Raw genomic sequence first — 25,083 nt, forward strand, 5'->3', positions numbered from 1 at the left:
GAGGGATTTCTCATGGCGAATTTATGGATTATGACAATTGGATTTGTAATCTGTTTGGGATTAGCTGGAGGAACATTGTTCTTATTATTACGTACCGTTTTAAATCGAGAAGATTCGATTAGAATTGATTTACAAGACTCTCCTAAAGATGAATAATAGCAATTGATATGTAAAGGGGATGCCTGATAACACATGGCCATCCCCTCTTATGTTTGAAATTGTCATTTCCGCTTTTTTTGTCCCATTTGATTTCGGCTTATGTTTTGCATAGATTTTTTTGTATTTCCCTGCTGTTGTGTTTTTCCTGTGTTACTGTTTTTTTGATTATTTCTTTCATTTACTACCTGAACGCGCTCCTTTTCTGGTTCACTTTCTTTTACATTTTCGCTTTCCTTCTCTTTATTCTCCTGTTTATTTTCATTCTTACCTCCTTCATCTTTTTTGTGCTTCGGATCCTTAAATCCAATACTAATATTTTTTATATGATACGTATAAATTCTAAATACTTCATCGTGGTGAACAAGAATAATATGATCATTTGTAAAATCAACTAATATGCCCTGAATATTCTCCGGTCCCTTTCCGTTTATGACTACCCAGTTATGCTTCATTTTCTTCAATAAATTTTCGAAATCAGCTGCTGAGATAAATTCTGGTTTGACATCTAATTCATTTGTTTCGTAACTTTCAACATCGGAGGATTCACTTGATTCAAAAGAGGACTCATCGGAGGATTCTTGTTGATACTGTTGATTTTTTTGTACAGCATTAATGCTTTTAATGTGCTCAAGCTGATAATAGAAAATATCGTTTTCTTCCGTTTGCAATACTAAAAAGTCTGGTTTAACATCGATCACTTTACCTACACGATGTGAAGGGCCACCACCATTAATTTGAATTTTTTGATGAAGCAGTTGTTTTAAGAGTTGATTAAAATTGGCAGGTTTCATTTTATTATCTTCATTATCATCCAGTTCCTCTAACATTTTACTTCCAAACTTTGCATTTTCAATTATGCTTTTTATATGCTTAAGTTGGTAATATACCGTTTGTTTATCCTCGGTTTTTATTTCTAATAGGTCCTTATTAACACTGATTAATTTACCTGTCCTAGACTCTGGACCATCCTTGTAAATTTTTAACACCTTACCAACCATGTTTTCTAAATATGATAACACATTCTTTTTTTGCATATCCTCCACTTCCTCCTCAGTCATTTATACTTTGTATGTTATGTCTTGATAGGTGCCCATGTATAAGAGCATTGCCTATTTATATTATTTTTTTTATTGAAAAATCAATCGTTTGGTATACAACAAAAAAAGTGGCCAATGAAAATATCGCGTCTTTAAACCCGAAAACGATTGCTGAACTGGAAAAAATAAAAAAATTGATAACCATCACGATTTGGCCAATTGAAAACGGAAACCGTTTGCTTAGTAATATTGCAACAATTTCCGTTCCATCTAAGGAACCCCCAAACCGAATAATGAATCCAACCCCAAGACCTAGCAAAAAACCACCGACTAAAATGACAACGAAGGGATTAAAGGTTACTGGTGGAAAAGGTTCAAGGATATATGTCCCTAATGCTAGACTGAAATTTGCATAAAGGCTCATCACGAGAAATCTTGTCCCAATATAATAATAACCAATCAATAAAAATGGTGTATTCAAAAGGAGTAAAAGCAATCCCAAGTGAACTGGATAGAACGTTGAAATTAACATGGCAATTCCAACAATTCCACCATCAATTATTTGATTTTTTATTAAGAAACATTGCAGTGCAATAGCTACCAGAATAGAACCGAAAAGTATTCCCAAACCATTCAACAAAACTTGACCGCGACATGACCGGTTGAGATTATGATAAAAAATTAACCTATTTCTATACATAGATACCCCTTTTTAAGCGTTTGGCCTTCCCAAAATTTCCAATCGTATTGTAAATATATTCGTAGGTTTAAGAAAATATCAACCTGTCCGTTACTGATCTATATTCCTACAAAAAAAACACTTACTTCATCGCGTTCGCGTTAAGAAGCAAGTGTTTTATTAATAATGATTGAATTAGATTGAAAATATTCCGCCAATCGAACTAATTGCAACTCCAAGTGAAAATTCAATGATGACAAGAGTAATAGCCTGCTTTTTGCTCAATCCTGCTACCGCCTGTAACCCTAAAGCAAAAACGACATAGTACCAAATATGGAATATATCAAAGTTTGCACCAATCGAATGTAATAGTTTATTATCAGCAAACAATGGCGCAAGGCTTGTATAATAGGGTTCAAAACCACCTACAAGAAGTGCGATGCCCCCATTTAGAAGCATGCCAACTGCAGAAATAATGCTAACGTATACAGTAAGACCAAATAAAGTTTTATAGGTTGTATCTTTACCTATAAACATCATCGCAACCTTGTAGAACAACGCAACCAATAAATATCCAATAAGTACGCCGATTACACCAGTTGCTGCTCCCGTTCCAAGCGTAACTCCGATAGGAATATCTATTCCAAGATCCGCAATTTCTGAGTCCTCAAAAATGGGATTTGATAGACCGACATAAGCAATAATGGCAGAGGTAATTGCTGAAATGATCAAAATCATAACTAGCGGCAGTGCAATCGGAAACTTCCCTTTCATTCTATCAAACTGAGCAGAAGGTGCGAACAACATACCAAACACACTTGGTTTTTTTCTGACTTCTACCTCTTCATAATTTACATCTACTTGCATCATTAACACTCCTTCTTGGTTATTCGTATCGTAAAGCCTCAATTGGATCGAGCTTCGCTGCTTTATTTGCAGGTATTAATCCGAAAATGATTCCGAGTGCCATGGAAAATAATACGCCGCCAAACACCACAGTAGGTGAAACGAGTGGTGGCCATTTTGCGTAGCTTGAAACGATATAGGCTCCACCAACACCAAGACCTATTCCGAACAGCCCACCTAAAAGGGTTAGCATCATCGCTTCGATTAGGAATTGGAGCAAGATTTTCCCTCTTGTCGCTCCTAATGCTTTACGAATCCCGATTTCACGAGTTCTTTCTGTGACGGATACAAGCATAATATTCATGACCCCAATTCCACCAACCAATAATGATATTCCAGCAATTCCACTAATAATCATTGTCATAATATTTGTTACTTTGGATATACTTTTTTGAATTTCTTCTAAGTTAAAAACCTCATATTTACCCTTTAAATCTGCGGATTTTGAATCATTAAGAAGATTAACCGCCTTTTGTCCGCCAGTTTCCAATGAATTAGCATCCTTCGCTTGTAATGTTACAGATTGAATTTCATCCGTTCCATACATCACTGGCCAAAGTGAGAGTGGTAACAGGATTTCCGCCATGCCAAAATCTAAAAAACTATCAGCAGTTTTATAAACTCCAACAACTTCAAAAGGTTGTCCTTTCAAATCGAGAATTTGTCCAACGGCCTTTTTGTCCTCAAAAAATTCCTCGGCTGCCTTTTGGTTTATCATCATGACATTATTGGATTGAGAAAAATCAAGCTCTCCTAACTTTCTACCAGCTGTGACTTTTAATGAATTTACCGCAAAATAATCATTTGTTATTCCATTGACCTGAGCTTCCGTTAGCCTTTCGTCAATAGGGAGCTGTTCAAACGAATTATTTTTCGAAATGACATGCGAAATTTCCGGAATGCTTTTTAACTGGAGGAGATTTTCCTGTGAAAAAGTTGGACCTTCATAATACATGGCCGCGTATGGGTCCTCAGTATCGGGAGTAAAAACAATTTCAATCGTATTGTTCCCCTCTCCGGCAAATTGAGATTTTAACGCAGCTTCTCCGCCCTGACCTATTGCTACAACAGTAATAATCGAACCGACACCGATAATAATCCCTAGCATAGTGAGTACTGAACGGAGCTTGTGGGCAAGAATCGACGAAAGGGCAATTTTTATACTATCTAACATACTCATGTAAAAGCACCCTTTCTATCTTGAATGATTATTCCATCCCTCAAAACAATTCGACGATTGGAATATTCAGCAACCTCTTCCTCATGGGTAACCATAACAATCGTCGTACCCTCTTTATTTAATTGGGTAAAAATCTCCATGACCTGTTCACCGGACTTAGTATCAAGTGCACCTGTAGGTTCATCAGCTAAAATAAATGTAGGTTGATTGGCAATAGACCTAGCAATGGCAACCCGCTGTTTTTGCCCTCCGGAGAGCTGGTTTGGCAAGTGGCTGACACGGTCTGCCAATCCCACCTTTGCCAAAGCCTCCAATGCACGCTCCCGTCGCTCACTCTTCTTCATACCGCCATAGACGAGTGGCAGTTCAACATTTTCAACAGCAGTCAATCTTGGCAACAGATGAAAATGTTGAAAAACAAAGCCGATATACTTGTTACGAATGAGGGCCAAATTGGCCTCATCTGCTTCTAATACATTTACATCATTAAGTATGTATTCTCCACTTGTAGGTCGATCCAAACAACCGATTATGTTCATTAACGTCGATTTACCAGAACCAGAAGGTCCCATTATCGAGACAAACTCACCTGAAGCAATTTCAGTGTTAATATCGTGCAGTACGGGAACTTCAAGCGCTCCCTGCTTATAGGTCTTTTGTATATGCTTTAGACTGATCATTTACCCTTCACTTCCATCCCGTCTTTAAGCTTATCGGAAGGATTTTTCACAACCTTGTCGCCAGCCTTTACTCCTTCAAGAACCTCAATCCATTCACCGTCGCTCATTCCAGTTGTGACTGGCATTTTGCGCAGTTTTTTCCGATCTGCAACGAAAATATATGCAGAATCTTTCTTCTCTACAATACTACTGCGTGGAACTGCAAGGATTTTCTTCGTGTCCAATTGCACTTCGATTGTCACATGATAGCCTGGTGCAAGCCCATCCTGAGAATCTAGTGAGGCCTTAAAGTTATAGTATGAAATGTTTTGTGACGATTGTCCGGACATATCTGTTGCCAGTTGTCCTGCTCCGTCACCGTTTGGATATTGGCTAATGCTCGCTATTTTACCAGACCAAGAACGATTTTGAATTGCTTTTGAGGTAATCTTAATTGGCTGTTCCGGATGTATCTGAGCCATCTGTAATTCTGTTAAGACACCTTGAACCTGATATGGATCCTGTGATGCAATTTGAATGATTGGATTCCCTTGTCCACCGGTGAGATCTGTACTGTTTTGTGAAATGTCTTTCTTTACAGATTTGACAATTCCCTTGATACTACTTGTCACGATTAAGTCACTCTGCTTAAGCTGTAGGTCTTGTTCCTGAAGTTTATTTTTCTCGAGTTCCAATTCGGTAGTTTTTAGTTGGAATTCTGCTTCAGCAAGCTGTTGGTCTAATTGAGTAAGTATTGCTTGTTCTGCACCATTGTCTTTATTTGTTTGTTTTTCTTGCTTTAATTTCGCTATTTGATCTTTTTCCTGTCCATAACGAAGATTCGCCATTTTTTTATCAATCTCAAATTGCTTTAATTGTATTGAAAGCTCTGGATTATCATAGGAAAATAATTTTTGGCCAGGTTCTATCTGCTGCCCTTCTTGGACAAAAATTTCATTAATCTTCCCTTTTGAAGGATCCTGATAAAATGTTTCTTCACTTCCAGGTACAACTCTACCCGATACTAGTTTTGTGCTACTCAATTCCCGTTCTTTAACCTTTGCGTATGACAGTTCTGTGGTATTTTCCTTGCTCTTATTTTGAGCAACTACTATATTAATTCCGACCAGGAGCAATATAGATACAACCACTCCCATGATAATCCACAGTTTTTTGGGATTTCGTTTGCGCTCTAATTCCATGTTTTCGCCTCCTATTCGTTGGAAAATTTTAGTTAATTCTATTTCATTATAAAATTTATAATTTCTTAAAAAAAGGGTTTAATTTACAATTTTGGTAGAGTATAATGGTTTTTGACATTTTTTATCAAAATATTACGTTATATTACAATTTTTACGTTATTATGAAATTTTGCGAAAAAATCTAAACACAATAAAAAGGCTGACCCAAATGGATCAGCCTTTCCTTATATCATTCTATTATTTAACTGGATTATGAATATAGTAAATCATGGCAATTTCATCACAGCTAGGCATTTTAGGGCAATTGATACAATCACTCCAGACCTTTTGCGGCATATTATCTTTAACCGTCACTTCAAAACCGCATTTTTGGAAAAATTCAACTTGATACGTTAATGAAATAAGCCTTTCTATTTCTATTCGTTTTGCTTCTTCAACAATTTTATCCACTAATAGTTTTCCGATTCCACGCTTACCCATGTTTGGGTCCACCACTAAAGAACGGATTTCAGCAAGCTGCTGATCAAATATGGTTAAGCTCGCACAACCGACAATCTGCCCGTCGATTTCAGCCACGAACATGGCTTGGATATTTTGGAACAATGATTCTTTCGTGCGTGGAAGTAACACCTTTTCCTCTGCATATCCCATTATCAATTGATATATTGTTTCTATATCTGAAATCTTTGCTTTTCTAATCTTAACCATTATTCTCACCTTTTGTTCGTCATAAATTTTCGAAACATTCTCGTTAATCTTATATTAATATTTAATCACAAAACTGAATATTTATAAAGTGAAACTTCCAGCAGTTTTAGATAAATCCACCATTTAACGCATTAAAGGAGTGGGGGACAGTCCCCCACTCCTTTAATGCGTTAATGTATTATTTGTTTACTGGTACTGCGTTGAAGTATTCTTCTAGTGTACTGCCGTGTTTCATTATTTCGCTTGCGATTGCTTTACCGACATAGCGTATATGCCATGGTTCATATTTATAACCAGTGATTGCATCCTTCCCATTTGGGTAACGGATAATAAAACCATAGTCCGCTACATGATCTTGAAGCCACGCTGCTTCGGCTGTTCCTCCGAAACAATCCTCTGCCGGACAGCGTCCATCACCACCAGTCACATCAATCGAAAGACCCGTTTCGTGTTCGCTTGTACCTGGCAGTGCGCTATATGTCCGCGCTTTTTCATATCCATCCTGCTGAACATAATGATTAAATAAGGAAACTTGGGTCGCATGAGAGCGATAGCCTGAAACACCCAACAAATTAATCCCTTGAGCTTTCGCACCGGCAAACAACTCAGCAATTGCTTGAGCAGCCTCACTTCTTAATTGACGTTTTTCAGCTGATGCAGATGTTAAAAACGGAATATTAGTCGTCACTAAGTCATGTGGATTATAGTTATCAGGTAGCTTAAAATATTTATTTACCAGCACGGAAATAGCTTCCGGCTGCGCTACAACAGTAATTGCCTCACCATTTTGCGAAGGTGTGCCTGCTTGTTTTACATCAGTCTGTTGTTGTGATTGTGGTGGTGTAGCCGTCTTGTTCTCACTTGGTTGCTGCTGACTATTTTGTGTTTGTTCCTGCACAAGCTGTTCCTTTGCTGCATCAAACTGCTGTTTAATCTCTTTTGGAGTTTTTGCACTAGCTGTTTTTTCACCTTTTCCAGCAAGTTCCCCCATATTAATAGCGCTACAGCCTGACAGCATCGAAGCTAGGAATAATCCACAAAGGCCAATCGTGAGTTTTTTATTCATCTCTATAACTTCCTTTTACTAAATTTGATATGATGATTAGCTACAAATTAAAATACATTAATAAATCCCATTCGACAAATTGACGAAAGTAAACCAATATTCGTTTCATTTTAACGGTTAATTAGTCATAAATCTGCTGGTTTAGCACAACTTTCAGTTTAGCATACGTGAAATTTGTTGGGAATAGTCGAATTTTCCCAAAATAAAAAAATGCCCCCAAAATGAGAGCATCTTCAATCAATTTTAAATTAACTAGTGAACCCAACTTCCATCTGATCAGGGTGAGAGCCACTGCGATCATCTATATTTAATCCATCAATCTTCTTCATATCATCTGCAGATATTTCAAAATCAAAAATATCAGCATTTTCAATAATGCGTTCTGGTTTGATTGATTTTGGAATGGTAATGACCTGGTTTTGTAGATCCCAACGTAAAATAAGTTGCGCAACACTCTTACCATACTTTGCAGCAACTTCTGTTAATAATGGTTCGTTAAGAAGTGCGCCTCGCTTAAGCGGTGACCATGCCTCAAGCTGAATTTGATGCTGTTTACAAAAAGCATGTAGCTCTTTTTGCGTCAAGTGGGGATGATACTCAACTTGATTTACCATCGGTATGATTTCTGCTTCACTAATTAAATCCTGCAAATGGTGTATAAGGAAGTTACTAACGCCAATTGCCCTGACACGACCATCTTTGTATAGCTTTTCTAGCGCTTTCCAAGTTTGTTTATACTTATCCTTCCCAGGCCAATGAATTAGATATAAATCTAGATAATCCAGCCCCAGTTTCTGAAGACTTAAATCAAATGCTTTTAATGTTGTATCATAACCTTGGTCTGTATTCCAAACTTTAGATGTTACAAATAACTTCTCGCGCGGAATACCAGATTCACGAATGCCAGTTCCAACGCCTTCTTCATTTTGGTAAATGGCAGCTGTATCAATACTAATGTAACCATGATTGATTGCTGCTTTGACTGATTCGATGACCTCGCTTCCTTCTTGGACTTTAAATACCCCAAGACCAAACCAAGGCATTTTTACACCATTATGTAAGATGGTTGTATCCTGTAAACTAGTGATCATCTTCTTCCCTCCCAATTCTTTTCATGAAAATCATGAGAAATACTCAGTCGATAAATATCAAGTTATTCGATTGGCAAACCCTATTTTAAATGATTTTCCTAAAATATCCTACCAATAAGCAACACAAGAACTAATCTGCCATGATTTTGTTGAAATTATTCTGCTGTATGAAATCGACATGATATGGGAAGATAGTGTATAGGTAAACGTAATTCATAATATTTCCTGAAAGGAGCAAAAACATGGAAAAAATAGAAGTTGGCGAAGTATTTAGTATTGAAGATCATGAAGGTAATGAGCAAGATGTTGAGGTTCTAGGCACAATTCAATTGGAGGGAACTGAATACGTTGCAGTAGGTTTTGTAGAAGATATTCAAAACGAGGATGCCGAGGAAGACATCGATATTTTCTTTTTAAAGGTTGACGAAGACGGTGAGTTAGCAGCAATTGAAACAGATGAAGAATTCGAAAAGGTATCCCTTGCCTTCGATGAAATTTTTGAAGATGATGAGGATGAATAATCTCGAGTAAAGTCATTACAACATAAACAAACATAGGTTAAACAACATATTCTTTTAAAAAAGAGGAACTGGTTATAAAACCTAGTTCCCCTTTTTGCTCGGTTATTTAGTTTTGTTTTTTCCAGCTTCGTTGGCTAATTGTTCGAAGGACTTTACTTTTCCGTGAGGATGTTGATCTTCCTTTTTTACTCTCCACAAACGTTCTGCTTCATGCTGTGATTGCGTCATTGTTTATCCCCTTTTCGCATCAAAATATTAACTCAAGTGTTCTTGATTATTGCTTAATGGATCTTCTGCTGGAATTGTTTCAGAAAAATTCTCGGTATTCTTAGTATGATCCACATTTGTTGCAGTTTTTTTGTCAGGTGTCAGTTCCTTCGCAAATTCGGCCATTGCCAGATTAGGTAATGATATATTTCTTGTTTTCTGAAAATTATCCATTAAACTCTGTAGACGATCAGACTTATTTTGCTTCTGACTTTTCCCCATTTGGTAAGCTGCTGCACTGGCCCCTAAACCAAGTAAGGATGCCCAAAAAATCCCCTTATTAGTACGCTTTTTTTGTCCAAACCAATTTATATTTTTACTCATATTATTCACAGTTTTTACCCACTTTTTGTCCATAAGAAAAAACACATCCTTTTTTCGCCGAGCGGCGTTTCTTTCCGATTAACAATACTTATTTTTCCTTAAAGATGTGAATTTATTCATCTGAAGTGTCACACTATTATTGAACAGAAATGCAAAAAAAAAAAAGCCTCGCAGCTAATTTTTCCTTTTTCTCTATATAAAGACAATTATTCATTCAACATTTCTAAAACTTCTACTTCGTTAATTCCTTTAATAAGCCCGAGTTCACTAACAAATATTCTCCGAGCACTATCAAGCATTTGTCGCTCACTTGAGTTCAAACTCTTAGCTTTATTCATTCTCATTAAGTCACGAACAACTTCTGCACCATCTTGAAGTTCTCCTGATTTCATCTTTTCCATATTGCTCTTATACCTTTCTTTCCAGGTGAGCGTGGTGTCAGATGCACCATTATGAAAAATCGCTAAAGCTTCATCTACCATTGGCAAATCTGCAATCATCCGTATGCGTGAGCTTTCAATTTTTGCTGTAGGAATCATGACTTTCATGTTATTCATTGGCATTTTAATCACAAAATATTTCCGTGTTTCACCAAGAACTTCCTTTTCCTCAATCGCCTCTATTACTCCAGCACCATGCATAGGATATACAATATTATCGCCAATATTAAACAGAACATCCACCTCCGAATTTTGTACTATTCAAGCATAACACATTTATAAAAAATAATCAATTTTTTATAATATCATTTAGTTTTTGTACTTGTCAACACTTTTTTATTTTTAACATAACGGACTTCCTTACCCTAATAAAATAGGAACGAGGAGGTGTATGCTGTGCGAAAAAGTTTGATTATCCTGGTCCTTTTTACCCTCGTCATTCTCTCTGGCTGTTTCAAAGACCCTATTCAGGATGATTTGCTCAACTATGTCAATTCTGATATGAAAACCGCCTATAATCTTGAAAAGAAAGCTGTATCTGCTTACGAAAGTGTTACGGGTCCAAATTTTTCAAACGACCAGGTGTTGTATGATACCTTGCAAAATGAAGTGATTCCTACTTACGAACAGTTTATAAAGGAATTAAAAGCAATAAAGGTTGAAACGGATGAACTGAAAAAAATCCATGCCATTTATATAAAAGGAGCCGAAACACAATTCCAGGCTTTCGAGGTGATTATCGAAGCACTTGAAAATCAGGATCCAGCTTTGATAGAAGAAGCTAACGCAATCCTTGAACAAGGTCGAAATCAAATAAGCGATTACCAGAGCAAACTTGATCAACTAGCTGAAGAGCATAATGTCAATCTTAAGAAAAATTAAAAACAGGCTGACTCATTAGGTTTTTTTATTACCTCCTGAGTCAGCCTGTTATGCTCGTTTGTGTTTATTTTTTAAAATAAAATATATCAATACACCGATAATCATGATTCCTAAAACAACATAAATAACATTTGAGTATATCCCCATATAATAAAGAACTTTTTCCCACGATTGACCTAGCAATGCCCCTGCTACGACAAGTATGGAATTCCAAATAAGGGTGCCGACGGTTGTAAAAAAGACAAATAGGACAAACTTCATATTAGACATTCCAGCTGGAATGGAAATTATACTCCTAATAAATGGAATCATCCGGCAAAATAAAACCGTCCAAAAGCCATGATGATCAAACCAAGCATCTGCCTTTAAAATATCTTCTTTTTTCACATGAAGTAGCTTTCCCCAACGGTCCACAAACTTTAGCAAGCGCTCAACATCAAGAAGGAGACCAATTCCGTATAAAATAATGGCCCCTAATAAAGAACCACCTGTAGCACTAAAAATTACCCCAAGTACATTTAAATCAGAATGAGTCGTCATGAAGCCCCCAAACGGCAAAATGAGCTCCGATGGAATAGGCGGGAACACATTTTCTATACACATGAGTAAAAAAATGCCTAAATATCCAAACTGTTCCATAAAGTCAGTAATCCAGCTTTGCATGTGACGCCTCCAAAGTTAACGTATCAAAAAATATTAATGAAACTTCCAAAATTACCCTATTGTAATGTCACCTTCATTATAACACTCTCATTTGTGAGTCTCTAATCATTCAACTTAGTCCATTAGAAAAATCGGATCGTGATCTAAACTTTTAACACCTTCATCGAAAATCAACTTTGTTTTGAAATGATAAGAAACCGATGATGACGTTTTTTCAATGGTTTCAGGCAAAGTAAATTGAAACTCAATTTTACTAAGCTCTCCCGATTCAATTTGCTGAGCAGCCAGAATTGTTATGGAGTCAACAACCTCGCTAACTTCCGTTATTGGATTCATCTTAATCAAGTCACATTCTATTCTTTTCATCTTTTGTTCAACCGTTCCACCGATTAAATTAATATGTCCCTTCACGATTTCAGCTCGTCTATACTTATTTTTATTTATGATTAAATCCACCTGAGCAGAACCAATCCCCATCAATGACATATATTTTCTTAGCATCATTTAACATACCTCCAGTTAAAGATTCATTTTACTAAAAACAAAAATGACCGCTACCTATATTCGGTAACGGTCATTTAAAACAAAAAGACCCTTACCAATTAACTTGGTAAAGGTCTGGCTAACAACGTCAAGGTTGCCAACAAAGCCGAGAGTATCAACTCTGAATTGACGACTTTGCTGTAAAAGCTACTCCCCTTTAGAGGATTTAGTATATTGTTAACTTAAGAATAAGGTGAAACTTCAAGTGTGTCAATAGAAAAAATGATTAATTAATCAAGCTTTGTAGTGGTGCTGGGATTCTTCCGCCTCGTCTAATAAACTTCTCTGGGCTAAAAGCATTGACACCCATTACAGGGGCACGACCCAGCAATCCGCCAAATTCCACCATTTCCCCTTCTTTTTTACCTGGAACAGGGATAATGCGAACGGCTGTCGTTTTTTTATTAATCATTCCAATCGCCGCTTCGTCGGCAATCATCGCTGACAAAGCTGCTGGAGTGACGTCACCTGTGATGGCAATCATATCAAGTCCAACTGAACAAACACACGTCATTGCCTCAAGCTTTGACAAGGTTAAGGCGCCATCAACTATACCGCGAATCATTCCATTATCTTCACTCACTGGGATAAACGCTCCACTTAGTCCGCCCACGTAGGAACTGGCCATCGCTCCACCTTTTTTCACAGCATCATTCATTAGCGCAAGCGCAGCAATCGTACCATGTGTGCCGACACGTTCAAGACCAATTTCTTCAAGAATTTCAGCGACACTATCGTTAATAGCATTGGTTGGAGCAAGTGATAAATCCATAATTCCAAACGGAACACCAAGACGTTCTGCCACAACTCGTCCGATTAACTCACCAGCACGGGTAATTTTAAAGGCTGTTTTCTTAATCACCTCTGAAACTTCGCCAAGGTCGGCATCTGGATGGCGTTTCAAAGCATTTAATACAACGCCAGGTCCACTAACGCCTACATTTAAGACTACTTCGCCTTCACCTGATCCATGAAATGCTCCAGCCATGAACGGATTATCTTCAACTGGGTTACAAAATACAACCAACTTTGCACAAGCTAAACCATTTTGATCTTTTGTCAGCTCAGCTGCTTCCTTCATAATATGACCGAGCTTACTGACTGCATCCATATTGATTCCAGTTCTGGTTGTTGCGACAGAAATCGATGAGCATACTCGCTCTGTTACACTCAATGCCTCAGGAAGTGCATCTAAAAGCACCATGTCTCCTTTAGCAATCCCTTTATGTACTAATGCTGAATAACCACCGATAAAGTCAATTCCCAACACTTTAGCAGCTTTATCCAAAGTTTTCGCAAGCTCAATAGCCTCTTCCTTTGTTGCATTCCCAAGAATTTCAGCAATGGGCGAAATCGAAATCCGCTTATTAATAATTGGAATCCCAAATTCCTTTTCTACTTGTTCGGCAACTGCCTTTAAATTCTTTGCGTAAGTCGTAATTTTATCGTAAACCTTTTGATTCATTTTGTTAAAATCAGAATCACCACAATCATGAAGGTTAATCCCCATCGTAACAGTGCGAATATCAAGGTTTTCCATCTGAACCATTCTAATGGTTTCCATCATTTCTTGAATTGCTATATTCATTATGGAAGTCCCCCTTATATCCGATGCATGGCTTGGAAAATTTCCTCAAGCTGAATATTGATTTTTAGCCCCATTTCCTCACTCAATTCATCAAGTTGTTGTTGGAGCTGATCGAGATTTTCCTTTCCAGTTACATCCACCAGCATCATCATCGTGAAGAAATCCTGGAGAATGGTTTGACTAATATCCAAAATATTGACGCTGTTATCAGCCAATATATTTGTTACTTTTGCAATAATGCCAACCTGGTCTTTCCCAATAACACTTACTACTGCTCGTCTTTGCTTCATCTCTAACACCTCTTGTTATTATTATCGAAAAATAAAAAAAGATTGGAATTTCTCCAATCTCAGGTAGGTTAGTTGAATAACAAAATCAGCGTTTATTTGTTACTCTTCTGTCCTTTTGCCTGAGATTGTGAATCCTTCGGCGCCACTTTCGTTGCGGTCTCTCCAGAAGCTGCTCCAGTTATAGTGTGATCCATAACCTTCATTGCTTGCATAATATTTTATTAATAAAATGATGGTAACAATAAAAACCCTGGTCGTCAATAGGATTATCTAGAGTTTCTTCGTTTTCCTGCAAGGGTTTTTGCGCCCTTTTTCTTCATAGCAGGTTTAACTGTGCCACGAGCTGCTTTCTGTTCTGGCTTGTTCTTGCCTCTTGGAGTAAATTTTGAGTCTGGCTGATTTTTGCTTCTTGGAGTTGACTTCGGCTCTGACTGATCCTTGCTTCTTGATGTTAATTTGGGCTCTGACTGATTTTTGCTTCTAGGAGTTGATTTCGTCTCTGGTTGATTATTCTTGCTTCTGGCAGTCGTTTTGGTTTTGTAACCCTTGTTATTTTGCTTCCTATTTGGTTTGCGCTTTGTCTTCGATGTATCCTTTTCCTCGATACCTTTTGCTTCATTTTCTGCTTTCTTCATATTACCAATGTTTTGCTTATTAATCGTAATATTTAATTCTTTTTCAATCAGATCAAGGGCAGGGCGATCTTTCGAGGAATATAACGTGATAGCAAGACCGGTCATGCCCGCGCGTCCTGTTCTACCGATACGATGAATGTAGCTTTCAGCATCCTGAGGGATGTCGTAATTGTATACATGGGTAACACCCTCGACATCAAGTCCTCGGGCCGCAACATCGGTAGCAATCAAGAGCTGAATTTCGGCCTCACGGAATTTCTTCATCACTTGTTCACGTTTTGCCTGCGTCAAGTCCCCATGCAATTCGTCACACGGAAAGCCGTGAGCTTTGAGTGCATCATAAAGTTTAGAAACGCGTCGTTTTGTTCGACAAAATACAACTGCTAAAAATGGTCGATGAGTTTCGATTAACTCAATCAAGGTTGCTTGTTTAGCCCTATCTATGGTGTGAATCGCCATTTGCTTGACCGATTGGGCTGGTCCTTGAGTTTTTTCCACTTGAATATACTTCGGATCACTCATGTGCTTTTTGGCTAGGTTACGAATTTCAGGAGGCATCGTCGCTGAGAACAATAAAGTTTGTCTTCTCTTTGGAGTTGCTTTGATGATTTCCTCCACCTCATCCAGAAAGCCAATATGGAGCATTTGGTCCGCTTCATCGAGAACTAACGTTGACAGTGACAATAAATCAATGGTTTCTCGTCGAATATGATCAAGTAATCGACCTGGCGTTCCGACAACAATTTGGATATTTTTTTTGAGTTTGTTTAATTGTTTTTCAACATCCTGTCCACCGTAAGCAGCGAGCACATTTATGTTATCGTTGTTTTGAATTAATTTTTCAACTTCATTGGTAATTTGCAAGGCTAACTCTCTTGTCGGGGTAACGATTAATGCTTGAATCTGCGTTGCGTTTAGGTTGATTTTTTCGAGAATTGGTAAAATAAAGGCAAATGTCTTGCCTGTACCCGTTTGTGCTTGAGCGATTACATCTTTCCCATCCATTACCAATGGAATCGCTTGCTCCTGAATCGGTGTTGGTATGGCAATGCCGTTTTCGGTTAATTTATTGACTATGTTTGCAGAAATACCCATTGATAAAAAATCAGGCATTCTTATCCCTACTTTCCTTAATAAAAACTCATCCTTCTAATAATGAGTGTTATTCTGGAAAATAGCAAACATTGTTTTTGTCTTGTTTCATTAAGATAAATATCAAATATATAGTTCTTGGTTACTACAATAATCTTGCATGTGTTCAGTTTCAGAAAATTTCCCACTCGTTTTGAACCTATAAAACCCTCTTAAGATCATTTCAAAGGTTCTTTCATTAAATTTTGAACTATTGATTCTGCCATGCTAAAAACAAAAAGCAAGCGACAGCTGCAAAAGCAACTGTCGCTCACCACAAAATCTTTATTTTACCACTGGAAGTGGCTTGCCTAGCCATTCGCTGTAAAATGCGTCAATGTCAGGCTCGAAATCCTTTAAGATGGGATACCAAGGAGTCACCGCTTCAACCTCAAGTTGGGCTGCACACTCTGGGCAGTAGTACTCACGGATGACTTGCCATTCAGGGTCTGGAGCGAGCATTTTAGGATAGAGCTCGTTCAATTTATCCTGCGTATCACGGACATGAATGAGCGCGTGCATCTTCCAGTTATCATCTGCAGAACAGAACTCGTGGCCGCAGTCACATTTTACAACGCGCTGTCCACCTGCTTTTTGAACGATATACAAATGCAGACCCGCCGGGAGTAAAATGGGATCGTTCCACTCTACACGTTCTTGCAAAATGCTGATATATTTTTCAAAACGATCACCATCTTTAAAATTGGACAGCATTTCTTTGAGCTTATAGAAATCAATTGTTCCATCGATTAATTCTTCTATCGTTTTGCGATCATATTGTGTCATGATTTCACCCCACCAATCCAGATTAATTATTTATTGCGATCAATTTTTCGACCGAATACTGGAACACCTAATTCATCTTCGGTAAGCTTCCATTCAGCTGGAAGGCTCCAGAATTCCTTGAATTCATTAGCAAAGTTTTCACTTAGAGCAAAGCTTGATGCATACATGTGACGAACTTGAACAGAAGCATCCTTTTTGATGATGTCGGAACGCTCCGATTTAATCCATTCAGATACAGGAACACCACGTTTTAAGCGGTCTTTGCGAATTTCTCGACGACGAGCTTCCGTTGCTTTTTCATCAACGATATATTTACCTTTTTCATCCTGATTGACAACGGCACCGTATACTTTCTCAGCATAGCGCACTAGGATGTGCCCTTCGTTCAAGTCATCCTCAATCGCTTTCGCACGACGCTCAAGTGGGTCGCCAAAGCCTGGGCCTCCACGAAGGTAGTTCAAATACAGATCGTAATCTTCAAAGATGGTTTCGGTTGTAATTGCCTGTTTATCACGAATTATTTCCGCACCAGCAATTAACTGATCGTAGTTTGGATTATCTGGATCGATGTCACCACCGGTTGGTAATGGAAGTTTGTTGTCGATCCGCTCTTTTAGGTTCGTTTTATGCGCTTCAAAACGATAACCAGAAGCAGCAGGATAGCCACCCATTAGACCACAGTCACTGGACATGTAGCCATTCCCCATAAAGAACATCGTCCAGTCTTTTGCACCGTATACCATTCGCAAGGTTTCATAGCCGCTTCCACCACGGTATTTACCGTAACCAGCTGTATTTGGCTTAATGCTGCGACCAAGGTAAATGAGCGGTTCAGCAAGTTCCCATATTTCCATATCACCCATATCGCCTTCAGGATTCCAAATCGCAGCTGCGTGGGAAATACCATCGCGAACTGCACTTGCGCCAATCCCTTCAGCGGCTGATTCAAAGCTGTTAACGGCATGACTTTCGTCAAATTGATTCATACCGCCACCTTGGAGCCAGTTGGAAGTATTTGCATTACCAGCATTAACCTCTTCCAAATAACCTCTGGCAAAATAGTTCCGACTAAGCGCACGCCATAGTGGACTCCATGCTGAAACAAGGAAATGCCAGGCATAACTATGGGCGGTCCGAATATCATCTGGATTTAACCAAGACCCATATGGTAAGTCAAATTGCGAAGCATATAATGCTCCATCGTTAACCCTGTCATTTGGAATTAAAGTTTGCGACATCATCACCCAAATTCCACTTGTAATGGCAACCGGTGTCGCATTATAGCTGTGCCAGCCCCAACGGTTAACTCCTTCAAAATCAATCTGGAATTTCCCATCTTTATGAATGGTCATTTCTGTTGGTGCGTGCATAATCGTATTCACGCGTGCGTACGGAGGAACATCAAGATCCTTGTATGGTACGTCAACAAACGATACTTGGCGATACTTTCCAGGGATAAGTAAACTTTTCACCTGATTAACGAATCCCCGACGACCGTCTTCAATAACCTCACGAACAAAGTGTTTATATGTGTCAACGCCTTCTTCTTTAATAATATCGAGGACAAGATCACGAATCATATGACAACCAGCAATCCGTGTACGCTCATCAAGAAGCCAATATTTTGTTGTCCGGACAGAGCGCTGCGATTCAATAACCCAGTCTTTTAACAATTCATCTCTCTTACCAATTTTCCGACAGGCAACCTGATAACCATCGTCATAACGAGTGACCGGTCCAACTGTCATACTTCCTGGTGCAGTTGCACCAACATCAATTACGTGCGTAACGCCACCAACCCAACCAAGCAATTCACCTTCATGGAAAATTGGCACGATTGTATGAACATCACAAGGATGCACGTTTCCAATTTGGCAGTCGTTATTACAGAAAATATCGCCATCCTCGATACCCGGATTATCTTCATAGTCATTTTTAATCATATATTTAATCGCTGAGCCCATCGTACCGACGTGAATAATAATACCGGTAGATGTAACGACAGAATCTGCTTCAGGTGTATAAAGAGTAAAGCATAATTCTCCTTCCTGCTCTACGATTGGAGAGGCTGCTACCTTCTTAGCCGTTTCCCTTGCATGAACAACCCCACCGCGAAGTTTAGAAAAAATCTTTTCATAGCGAATGGGATTTGTTTCTTTTAACGGCAACGTTCTTAAACCAGCATAATGACCAGTTTCACGGCTAATATCGTCAATTTCCTGGCGCATTTCCCTTAACGTTTTTCCATCCCAGCCAATATTCTTACGACTTTGCAATCCTTTTTCAGTAGTCTTCATTCTAAAACCTCCCTTTTACAGTTCTTTTAAGTGGAAAATGCGGCGCTCATCGAGATATGCTTCAAAGCCTGGTGGAATAACAAACGTTGTCGCAGGAGATTCCAAAATAGAGAATGCGCCAATCTTATTGCCTGGCATTAATTTTTCCATCTCCCAAATATTCGCCTTAATATATTCACCATTCCAATAAACTTTGCGTTGACCTAGGAAGGCATCACCAGAAGGTTTTTCACCAACTAACGGCTCCTTCGGAATACGAGGCTTGGCAACCTCCACAATGCCACGGATAATTGCTCCGGTAATGCTGTAACCAAGCTCTGGAGATTTTGCCGCTTTAGCGTAAACTCTTGTATATGTTTCTTCAAATGCTTCGACAAGAGCTTCCCAATCACTAACACTCTTTAACGATTTGATCGGCGCTTCAATTTCAAGATCATTTAACTGACCCTGGTATTGCATCCGGAAATAAAGTCGGAAATCAACATCCTTGCGATCAAATTTATTCTTTTCAAATTCAGCTGCAACTTTTTCCATTAATTCATCCCAAGCATCTTGAAGCTCACGACCGCTCTTTAGCTTGATATCATCTCCTGCTTTATCATCAACGTTAATATCGAGCGTTTTATCATAACGGTATTCAAAATCAGCTGCACCACAGCCAAATGCTGAGAAGCCTGCTGCCCACGCTGGGACCATGACATCTTCAAACCCTAATCCTTTAGTGTAGCCCGCAGTATGAAGAGGTCCACCGCCACCGTAAGAGAAGCATACATATTGTGAAGGAGAGTACCCTTTACCTAAAATCATTGATTCTAGGTAATTTCGAAGTTGAGCTTCTAGTAAATCGATTACCCCATACGCAGCATCCTCAACACTTAAACCTAGCGGCTCAGCAATTTGTGTTTTCACTGCTTCATATGCGCGTTTTGGATCAAGCTTAACCTCACCACCAAGGAAATTATCTGGATTGATTAACCCGAGAACAACGTGGCAGTCCGATACAGTTACAGTTGTGATTCCACCCTCAGGGTAACAAACTCCTACTCGTGAACCAGCACTATCAGGTCCGAGTGTTAGAGATTTAAAGTTAGGGTCGATTCGCACGTAACTTCCCGCCCCTGCTCCAACAGTATCCATTGCAACCAGCGGTAAGGATAAAACCAATCTAGCCATATCTGGACTGGAGTTAATGCTCAAGTCCCCTTGAGTAATCAAGGCCATATCAAAACTTGTTCCACCAATGTCAGAGCAGGCAATATTTGGAATTCCAAGTGCTTCACCTAAATATTTCGCTCCGACAACTCCGCCAATAGGTCCAGAAACTAGTGTTCTCGCAAGCTCATTCGCCTGAGTACTAATCGTTCCTCCGTGACTCGCCATTACGCGAAGATCAAAGGTTGAACCGTGGTCTTGAAGCATATCATTGATTTTAGTTAGTGTTTCACGAGATGGATCCGCTGCATATGCTTCAATAATGGTTGTGTTCGTACGATGTGACTCTTTACGTACTGGATAATAATCAACAGAGGCAAAAATCGGGACCTCTTTTCCAGCTTTTTTCAAAGTTTCTTTAGCAATATCTCTAATTTTTCGCTCATGAGCTGGATATTTATAAGAATGAAGTAAGCTAATAACAATCGCTTCGACATCCTGATCTAATAACTCTTGTACTGCTCCTTCAACTTCATGTTCATAAAGCGGGATAACAACATTGCCAAAAATGTCGACCCGTTCGGTCACTCCTTTGGTTAATTCCCGAGGAACTAAAGGTGGATCGTAACGATGTGTATTCAAATGTAGACGGTCAGAGTAGGAGTAGCCAAGATAAGCTTGAATGGCACGACCCATGCGATGAAAATCTTCCATCCCTTTATTTACGATTAAGCCTACTCTACGTCCATTTCTGGATACAAGACGGTTTAACATGGCTGTTCCTGAATATACCCCTGCCAATAGCTTTGGAAATTCTGCCTCTACAGTAGTATCCCAGTAGGTCAAAGCATCGCGTGCAGAGTTTAAAAGTCCGATAGATTCATCCTCTGGAGTAGATTGTGCTTTCCCAACAACGAAGTCCCCATTATCATCGATGATGAACGTATCTGTCATCGTTCCTCCAGCGTCAATTGCTAGAATTTGAGCTTTCCTAGTTGAAGTGTTTTCCATCGTTTTCTCCCCTTTCTTACCTTTGCAACCATTTTGGTTTATCCATTAAACTATATTGCAAGTAGTGTGCCAAACTGATTAAGTTTGATTTAATAAGGTTTTTAAAGCTCCTTTTAGAATAAAAGTGTAGCGATTCGCAACAGCTGTAGCGCTTCATTTGTAGCGTCTACAGTTGGATGGGAGGATAGTCCGATACACAATAACCACATTGACTGATAAAATATTCTTAAAATTCAATATTTTTTCAATTTGTAGGGGGAAAATGATGAACAATCCATATATTTCAATCTTTTCAACCCGGGACTTACCAGAAAAAACAAAGGAATTAACTCAATTGTGGGAAAAATTTATATCAAAATCGTGGAGCACATTTGAAATTGAAAAAATAAGAAACAATGTATTTGATTCGTGGAAGCGCTGTCAGGAAATTGGCGTCGATCCCCGCCAACAACAGGCCAGTACCGCTTTATCAGATGATGAGCTAAAACAGTTTTGGCAAAATGCTGAGCTTTTTCAGATTGCCAAGCCCATTATCGATGATTATTTTAAAAAAATGACTGGGACTGGCTATTTAATCACATTAGCCGACAATGATGGCCATATTGTTTATGTTAAAGGTGAAACCTCTCTAATGCGTGCGGCTGAAAAAATGAATTTTGCCCAAGGTGTGGATTGGAGCGAAGCTGGTGCTGGCACGAATGCAATTGGGACAAGCATTACTACAAAATCTCCTATTCAAATACTGTCAGCAGAGCATTTTTGCGAGGGGTGCCACCCATGGACCTGTTCATCGGCGCCCATCATCCATCCTTTTACTAACGAAGTTCTTGGAGCCATTGACTTCACCGGTTTTTGGGGTAATGCCCAGCCACACACCTTAGGGTTAGCCGTCTCATTGGCCCAAGTAATCGAACAACAGCTATCCAAACAATATTTCAAAATTTATCAGAAACTAACAGAATCCTATTTTCATGGAATTAGTAAATGGAAAAGTGAGTACGTTCTTATCATTAACGATTCATTAATGGTCGCTAAAAGTAGTATGAAACTACAAGAAAAATTAAACCTGCCTCAAGGGTCAAATTTACAGGACTCACCGAACATCTATCACACTATTTATCATCACATGATGAAAATTGAACATACAAATCCAATTATGCCAGAAAATGTATTTATTGATGATTTTCAATTAATAAAAATAAAACCGATATATTATCAAGAAAGGTTAGCAGGCTATCGAATAGTTTTTAAAGAGAAACCTCAATCCATCATCAAACAAATACACAAGATACCAGACAATAGTCCTTGGGATGAAGTGATTGGAACATCGAAATTATTCCTAGCAGCCATACATAAGTGTCAAAAAGCTGCGGTATCAGCCGTTCCAATCCTATTATTAGGAGAAAGCGGTACTGGTAAGGAGAGAATTGCCCAATGTATTCACCAATCTAGCCAACGAACAAACCAGCCGTTTATAGCGATTAATTGTGGGGCAATCCAAAAAGAATTGATTGCAAGTGAGCTGTTTGGCTATGAGAAAGGTTCTTTTACTGGTGCCTTAAAGGAGGGCAAACAGGGGAAATTTGAAGAAGCCAACGGAGGAACCTTGTTTTTGGATGAAATCGGTGAAATGCCACTTGATTTACAAGTTCATTTACTACGCGTCTTACAGGAAAAAGAAATCACAAGAGTTGGTTCATCCAAACGAATTCCAGTAAATGTTCGAATTGTTGCGGCAACAAACAAAAATTTATTTGAGCTTAGTAAAAACGGTCTGTTTCGTGAGGACCTGTTATTCCGATTGAATGTCGTCAGCGTCAATATTCCCCCACTTCGCGAACGCGAAAATGACCTAACATTAGTCACCGAATACTTTTTGAAGATTTTTTCAGTAAGGTATAACAAGGAAATTGCTGAACTTGATAAAGAGGTAGTCGACTTCTTATCACACTACCACTGGCCAGGAAATATTCGTGAGCTGCAAAATGTTCTTGAGCATGCAGTATTGTTTTGTGAAAATGGAGTAATTGAAATGACTGACCTTCCGAGTTACCTGCTAGAAGGTCAGAAAATCTCTAGCAATGCCCCCGAACTATCCATGCTAGATCATGAAGAGCGAAAAGTATTGGTTAAGTTATTAGAGGAAACGAGCTGGAATTTATCAGCGGTTGCAAAAAGATTAAATATCGCCCGTTCAACTCTATATCGCAAACTTAGAAAATATCAAATTAAAGATTCAATTAGAGGATTGGTTTAGGAAACGAAATGGCAAATAAATTTATATTTTGGCAAATAAGTCTCATTTTTGAAAAATAACAAAACAAAAAGGTAAGCATCCGCTTTTGGCATGCTTACCTTTTATCACTTTTAAGAAAATAAATTTTTTATGCTGTTAATCAATTCTTTAAAGAAATCTGCTACTTTTTGTAAGAAACCTGGATCCCCAATTGTTTCTTCGATTCGCTTTTGGATATCTTGAGACAGGCTTTCAAGTTGTGATTTTACATTATCAAAGTTAATGTTTAAACCGCGCATCTTTTCAAAAAGGTCAATCAACAGCTGCCGATGCTCAGCACTTAACTCAATCCCTAACTGTTTTAATTTATCATCGATAATTTGGGCAACCTCTTCTTTTGTAGCTGGATTTTGTTTCGCAATTTCTTGTTTGATTTCTGCTAATAGTTCGCTGACTTTATCTTGATCCAAGCCTTCTTGTTTTGCCAATTCAGTTGCTAGGTTTAATTCTTGATTTGCCACTTCAGTCCGCTCTAAATCAAGGCCAGCTCCTTCACCAGCATCGTACGCCTTGTAAATACCCACTAACGCAGAATGACCTGTTACCTTAACAGGTGAAGCAACTTCAACAACAGCATCCTCAATCCCAGCTGTTAATAATGCATTGGCGTACATTTCATCAGTAACTTCAGTAATGTTTTCAGGTGTAACCTGCTTTATGACTAAGCCTTCTCCTGCATCTTTTCGTGTGATTTTTGCGGAAGAATACATATTGGAACGACGGTCACCTTTTATGTATTTTACTAGATCATCACCTGTAACTGTAATTTCTGTTACCTTGCTTGTATCCTTTACACCAAGCAATGAGCGAACTTCTTCCTTTTGGGCAGCGCTTAGCGCCTCTCCATATACAATAATTGGTAATCCATATTTCTCATTAATAACTTCATCATCATTGTTGTTACTATCAGCCGCGAAGTGAGCTGTACCAATATTTAAAGCAACTAATAACACAGCTGACAATGCAATCCATTTGAATACTCGCTTTAACATTCAATAATTCTCCTTTACTGTTGGCTATACTTTTCGATAATAGCATATTCTATTGTTAATTTGCTCAAACATTCCTAAATTACTTGAACAAACTAAGAAATATAAGAACACGGCTGTGTGAAACATAAATTTTGATTTCCGCTTCAGGCACTTCGCTTTCCGCTACAATCAACTATTAAAGATCAACATGAACATTAACACAGCCAATAACAAAAAAACAGACCCGGTAAGAGTCTGTTTTGGGTTATAGGTTTAATTAGTTTTTACGAACGTTAGCTGCTTGAGGTCCGCGAGCGCCTTGCTCTACGTCAAAAGTAACTGTTTGACCTTCTTCAAGTGTTTTGAAGCCATCGCCTTGGATTGCTGAGAAATGTACGAATACATCGTCTCCGCCTTCGCGCTCGATGAAGCCGAATCCTTTTTCTGCGTTAAACCATTTTACTTTACCTGTTTCCATGTATGTTGCCTCCTAGTGTGTTAATCCACACATTGTATTACTATTCTTGCACTTTATTGATTTCCAGGCGAAAACTTGTGTTCTTCCCTACAATAAGGACAAAAATAATTCTATTTAAGTA

At 38.6% G+C, this 25,083-nt stretch carries 26 protein-coding genes and 1 riboswitch; of the genes, 4 read left to right on the plus strand and 22 right to left on the minus strand.

Features of this window, described 5'->3' with window-relative positions; genetic code table 11:
* The first annotated feature begins 12 nt into the window (after positions 1-12).
* Complete coding sequence (locus HHO41_RS06040) at positions 13-156, plus strand: hypothetical protein (protein WP_169096510.1); 144 nt, start codon at positions 13-15, stop codon at positions 154-156.
* 65 nt (positions 157-221) lie between these two features.
* Here HHO41_RS06040 and HHO41_RS06045 read toward each other — a convergent pair whose 3' ends face one another.
* From HHO41_RS06045 to HHO41_RS06085, 9 genes are all read right to left on the minus strand, one after another.
* A complete protein-coding gene (locus tag HHO41_RS06045; protein WP_169096512.1) occupies positions 222-1,145 on the minus strand; it encodes a DUF2642 domain-containing protein in 924 nt (307 codons plus the stop codon).
* A 127-nt stretch (positions 1,146-1,272) separates the two neighbouring features.
* Positions 1,273-1,896, minus strand: coding sequence for a YitT family protein (locus HHO41_RS06050; protein WP_169096513.1), 624 nt, complete (start codon positions 1,894-1,896; stop codon positions 1,273-1,275).
* Between the two features lie 174 nt (positions 1,897-2,070).
* A complete protein-coding gene (yknW, locus tag HHO41_RS06055; protein ID WP_169096515.1) occupies positions 2,071-2,745 on the minus strand; it encodes a YknW family membrane protein in 675 nt (224 codons plus the stop codon).
* A gap of 16 nt (positions 2,746-2,761) precedes the next feature.
* On the minus strand, positions 2,762-3,961 hold the full coding sequence (locus HHO41_RS06060) for an ABC transporter permease (RefSeq protein WP_169096517.1): 1,200 nt from the start codon (positions 3,959-3,961) through the stop codon (positions 2,762-2,764).
* Positions 3,958-4,641, minus strand: a complete 684-nt coding sequence (locus tag HHO41_RS06065) for an ABC transporter ATP-binding protein (protein ID WP_169096519.1) — start codon at positions 4,639-4,641, stop codon at positions 3,958-3,960. The genes HHO41_RS06060 and HHO41_RS06065 overlap by 4 nt, the downstream gene beginning before the upstream one ends.
* On the minus strand, positions 4,638-5,822 hold the full coding sequence (locus HHO41_RS06070; RefSeq protein WP_169096521.1) for an efflux RND transporter periplasmic adaptor subunit: 1,185 nt from the start codon (positions 5,820-5,822) through the stop codon (positions 4,638-4,640). Before HHO41_RS06070 ends, HHO41_RS06065 begins: the two co-directional genes overlap by 4 nt.
* Positions 5,823-6,059: 237 nt before the next feature.
* Positions 6,060-6,530: an N-acetyltransferase gene (locus HHO41_RS06075; protein ID WP_169096523.1), complete on the minus strand. Its 471-nt coding sequence runs from the start codon at positions 6,528-6,530 to the stop codon at positions 6,060-6,062.
* Between the two features lie 178 nt (positions 6,531-6,708).
* Complete coding sequence (locus HHO41_RS06080; protein ID WP_169096526.1) at positions 6,709-7,596, minus strand: M15 family metallopeptidase; 888 nt, start codon at positions 7,594-7,596, stop codon at positions 6,709-6,711.
* Positions 7,597-7,844: 248 nt separating this feature from the next.
* Positions 7,845-8,687, minus strand: a complete 843-nt coding sequence (locus tag HHO41_RS06085) for an aldo/keto reductase (RefSeq protein WP_169096527.1) — start codon at positions 8,685-8,687, stop codon at positions 7,845-7,847.
* Between the two features lie 242 nt (positions 8,688-8,929).
* On the opposite strand from HHO41_RS06085, the gene HHO41_RS06090 reads away from it, so the two are divergent.
* The gene (locus HHO41_RS06090) at positions 8,930-9,208 is read left to right on the plus strand and encodes a DUF1292 domain-containing protein (protein WP_169096529.1); all 279 of its coding nucleotides are present in this window, start codon (positions 8,930-8,932) and stop codon (positions 9,206-9,208) included.
* 102 nt (positions 9,209-9,310) lie between these two features.
* On the opposite strand, the gene HHO41_RS22325 is transcribed toward HHO41_RS06090, so the two are convergent.
* The 3 genes from HHO41_RS22325 to HHO41_RS06100 form a co-directional block, all read right to left on the minus strand.
* The gene (locus tag HHO41_RS22325) at positions 9,311-9,436 is read right to left on the minus strand and encodes a DUF6254 family protein (RefSeq protein ID WP_248278382.1); all 126 of its coding nucleotides are present in this window, start codon (positions 9,434-9,436) and stop codon (positions 9,311-9,313) included.
* A gap of 27 nt (positions 9,437-9,463) precedes the next feature.
* The gene (locus HHO41_RS06095; protein ID WP_169096531.1) at positions 9,464-9,832 is read right to left on the minus strand and encodes a hypothetical protein; all 369 of its coding nucleotides are present in this window, start codon (positions 9,830-9,832) and stop codon (positions 9,464-9,466) included.
* Positions 9,833-10,005: 173 nt separating this feature from the next.
* Positions 10,006-10,473: a CarD family transcriptional regulator gene (locus tag HHO41_RS06100; RefSeq protein ID WP_169096830.1), complete on the minus strand. Its 468-nt coding sequence runs from the start codon at positions 10,471-10,473 to the stop codon at positions 10,006-10,008.
* A gap of 162 nt (positions 10,474-10,635) precedes the next feature.
* Here HHO41_RS06100 and HHO41_RS06105 point away from each other — a divergent pair, with 162 nt between their 5' ends.
* Positions 10,636-11,121 (plus strand): hypothetical protein, encoded by a 486-nt coding sequence (locus HHO41_RS06105; protein ID WP_169096533.1) that lies wholly within the window; start codon positions 10,636-10,638, stop codon positions 11,119-11,121.
* 48 nt (positions 11,122-11,169) lie between these two features.
* Here HHO41_RS06105 and HHO41_RS06110 read toward each other — a convergent pair whose 3' ends face one another.
* The 8 genes from HHO41_RS06110 to HHO41_RS06145 form a co-directional block, all read right to left on the minus strand.
* Positions 11,170-11,784 carry a DedA family protein gene (locus HHO41_RS06110; protein WP_169096535.1) on the minus strand — a complete coding sequence of 205 codons (615 nt, stop codon included), beginning with the start codon at positions 11,782-11,784 and terminating at the stop codon, positions 11,170-11,172.
* A gap of 114 nt (positions 11,785-11,898) precedes the next feature.
* Entirely contained in the window at positions 11,899-12,288 is a 390-nt protein-coding gene (locus HHO41_RS06115) for a sporulation protein (RefSeq protein WP_169096537.1), read from the minus strand.
* A 265-nt stretch (positions 12,289-12,553) separates the two neighbouring features.
* On the minus strand, positions 12,554-13,915 hold the full coding sequence (locus tag HHO41_RS06120) for a PFL family protein (protein ID WP_169096539.1): 1,362 nt from the start codon (positions 13,913-13,915) through the stop codon (positions 12,554-12,556).
* A gap of 14 nt (positions 13,916-13,929) precedes the next feature.
* Positions 13,930-14,205 (minus strand): ACT domain-containing protein, encoded by a 276-nt coding sequence (locus HHO41_RS06125; RefSeq protein ID WP_169096541.1) that lies wholly within the window; start codon positions 14,203-14,205, stop codon positions 13,930-13,932.
* 97 nt (positions 14,206-14,302) lie between these two features.
* Positions 14,303-14,381, minus strand: a riboswitch (glycine riboswitch).
* Between the two features lie 90 nt (positions 14,382-14,471).
* Positions 14,472-15,953, minus strand: a complete 1,482-nt coding sequence (locus HHO41_RS06130) for a DEAD/DEAH box helicase (protein ID WP_169096543.1) — start codon at positions 15,951-15,953, stop codon at positions 14,472-14,474.
* A gap of 303 nt (positions 15,954-16,256) precedes the next feature.
* Entirely contained in the window at positions 16,257-16,757 is a 501-nt protein-coding gene (locus HHO41_RS06135; protein WP_169096545.1) for an acetone carboxylase subunit gamma, read from the minus strand.
* Positions 16,758-16,783: 26 nt separating this feature from the next.
* Positions 16,784-19,054 (minus strand): hydantoinase B/oxoprolinase family protein, encoded by a 2,271-nt coding sequence (locus HHO41_RS06140; protein ID WP_169096547.1) that lies wholly within the window; start codon positions 19,052-19,054, stop codon positions 16,784-16,786.
* A 15-nt stretch (positions 19,055-19,069) separates the two neighbouring features.
* Positions 19,070-21,217 (minus strand): hydantoinase/oxoprolinase family protein, encoded by a 2,148-nt coding sequence (locus HHO41_RS06145; protein WP_169096549.1) that lies wholly within the window; start codon positions 21,215-21,217, stop codon positions 19,070-19,072.
* A 265-nt stretch (positions 21,218-21,482) separates the two neighbouring features.
* Here HHO41_RS06145 and HHO41_RS06150 point away from each other — a divergent pair, with 265 nt between their 5' ends.
* A complete protein-coding gene (locus tag HHO41_RS06150) occupies positions 21,483-23,474 on the plus strand; it encodes a sigma-54-dependent Fis family transcriptional regulator (protein ID WP_169096551.1) in 1,992 nt (663 codons plus the stop codon).
* A 110-nt stretch (positions 23,475-23,584) separates the two neighbouring features.
* Here the strand turns inward: HHO41_RS06150 and HHO41_RS06155 are convergent, their stop codons facing one another.
* Both HHO41_RS06155 and HHO41_RS06160 read right to left on the minus strand, forming a co-directional pair.
* Entirely contained in the window at positions 23,585-24,505 is a 921-nt protein-coding gene (locus HHO41_RS06155; RefSeq protein ID WP_169096553.1) for a DUF1002 domain-containing protein, read from the minus strand.
* 256 nt (positions 24,506-24,761) lie between these two features.
* Positions 24,762-24,962, minus strand: a complete 201-nt coding sequence (locus HHO41_RS06160; protein WP_169096555.1) for a cold-shock protein — start codon at positions 24,960-24,962, stop codon at positions 24,762-24,764.
* Positions 24,963-25,083: the final 121 nt, after the last annotated feature.

Origin of the sequence: Bacillus sp. DNRA2, from assembly GCF_012843265.1 — a bacterium.
In the GTDB taxonomy this organism is placed as follows: Bacteria; Bacillota; Bacilli; order Bacillales; family Cytobacillaceae; genus Bacillus_BU.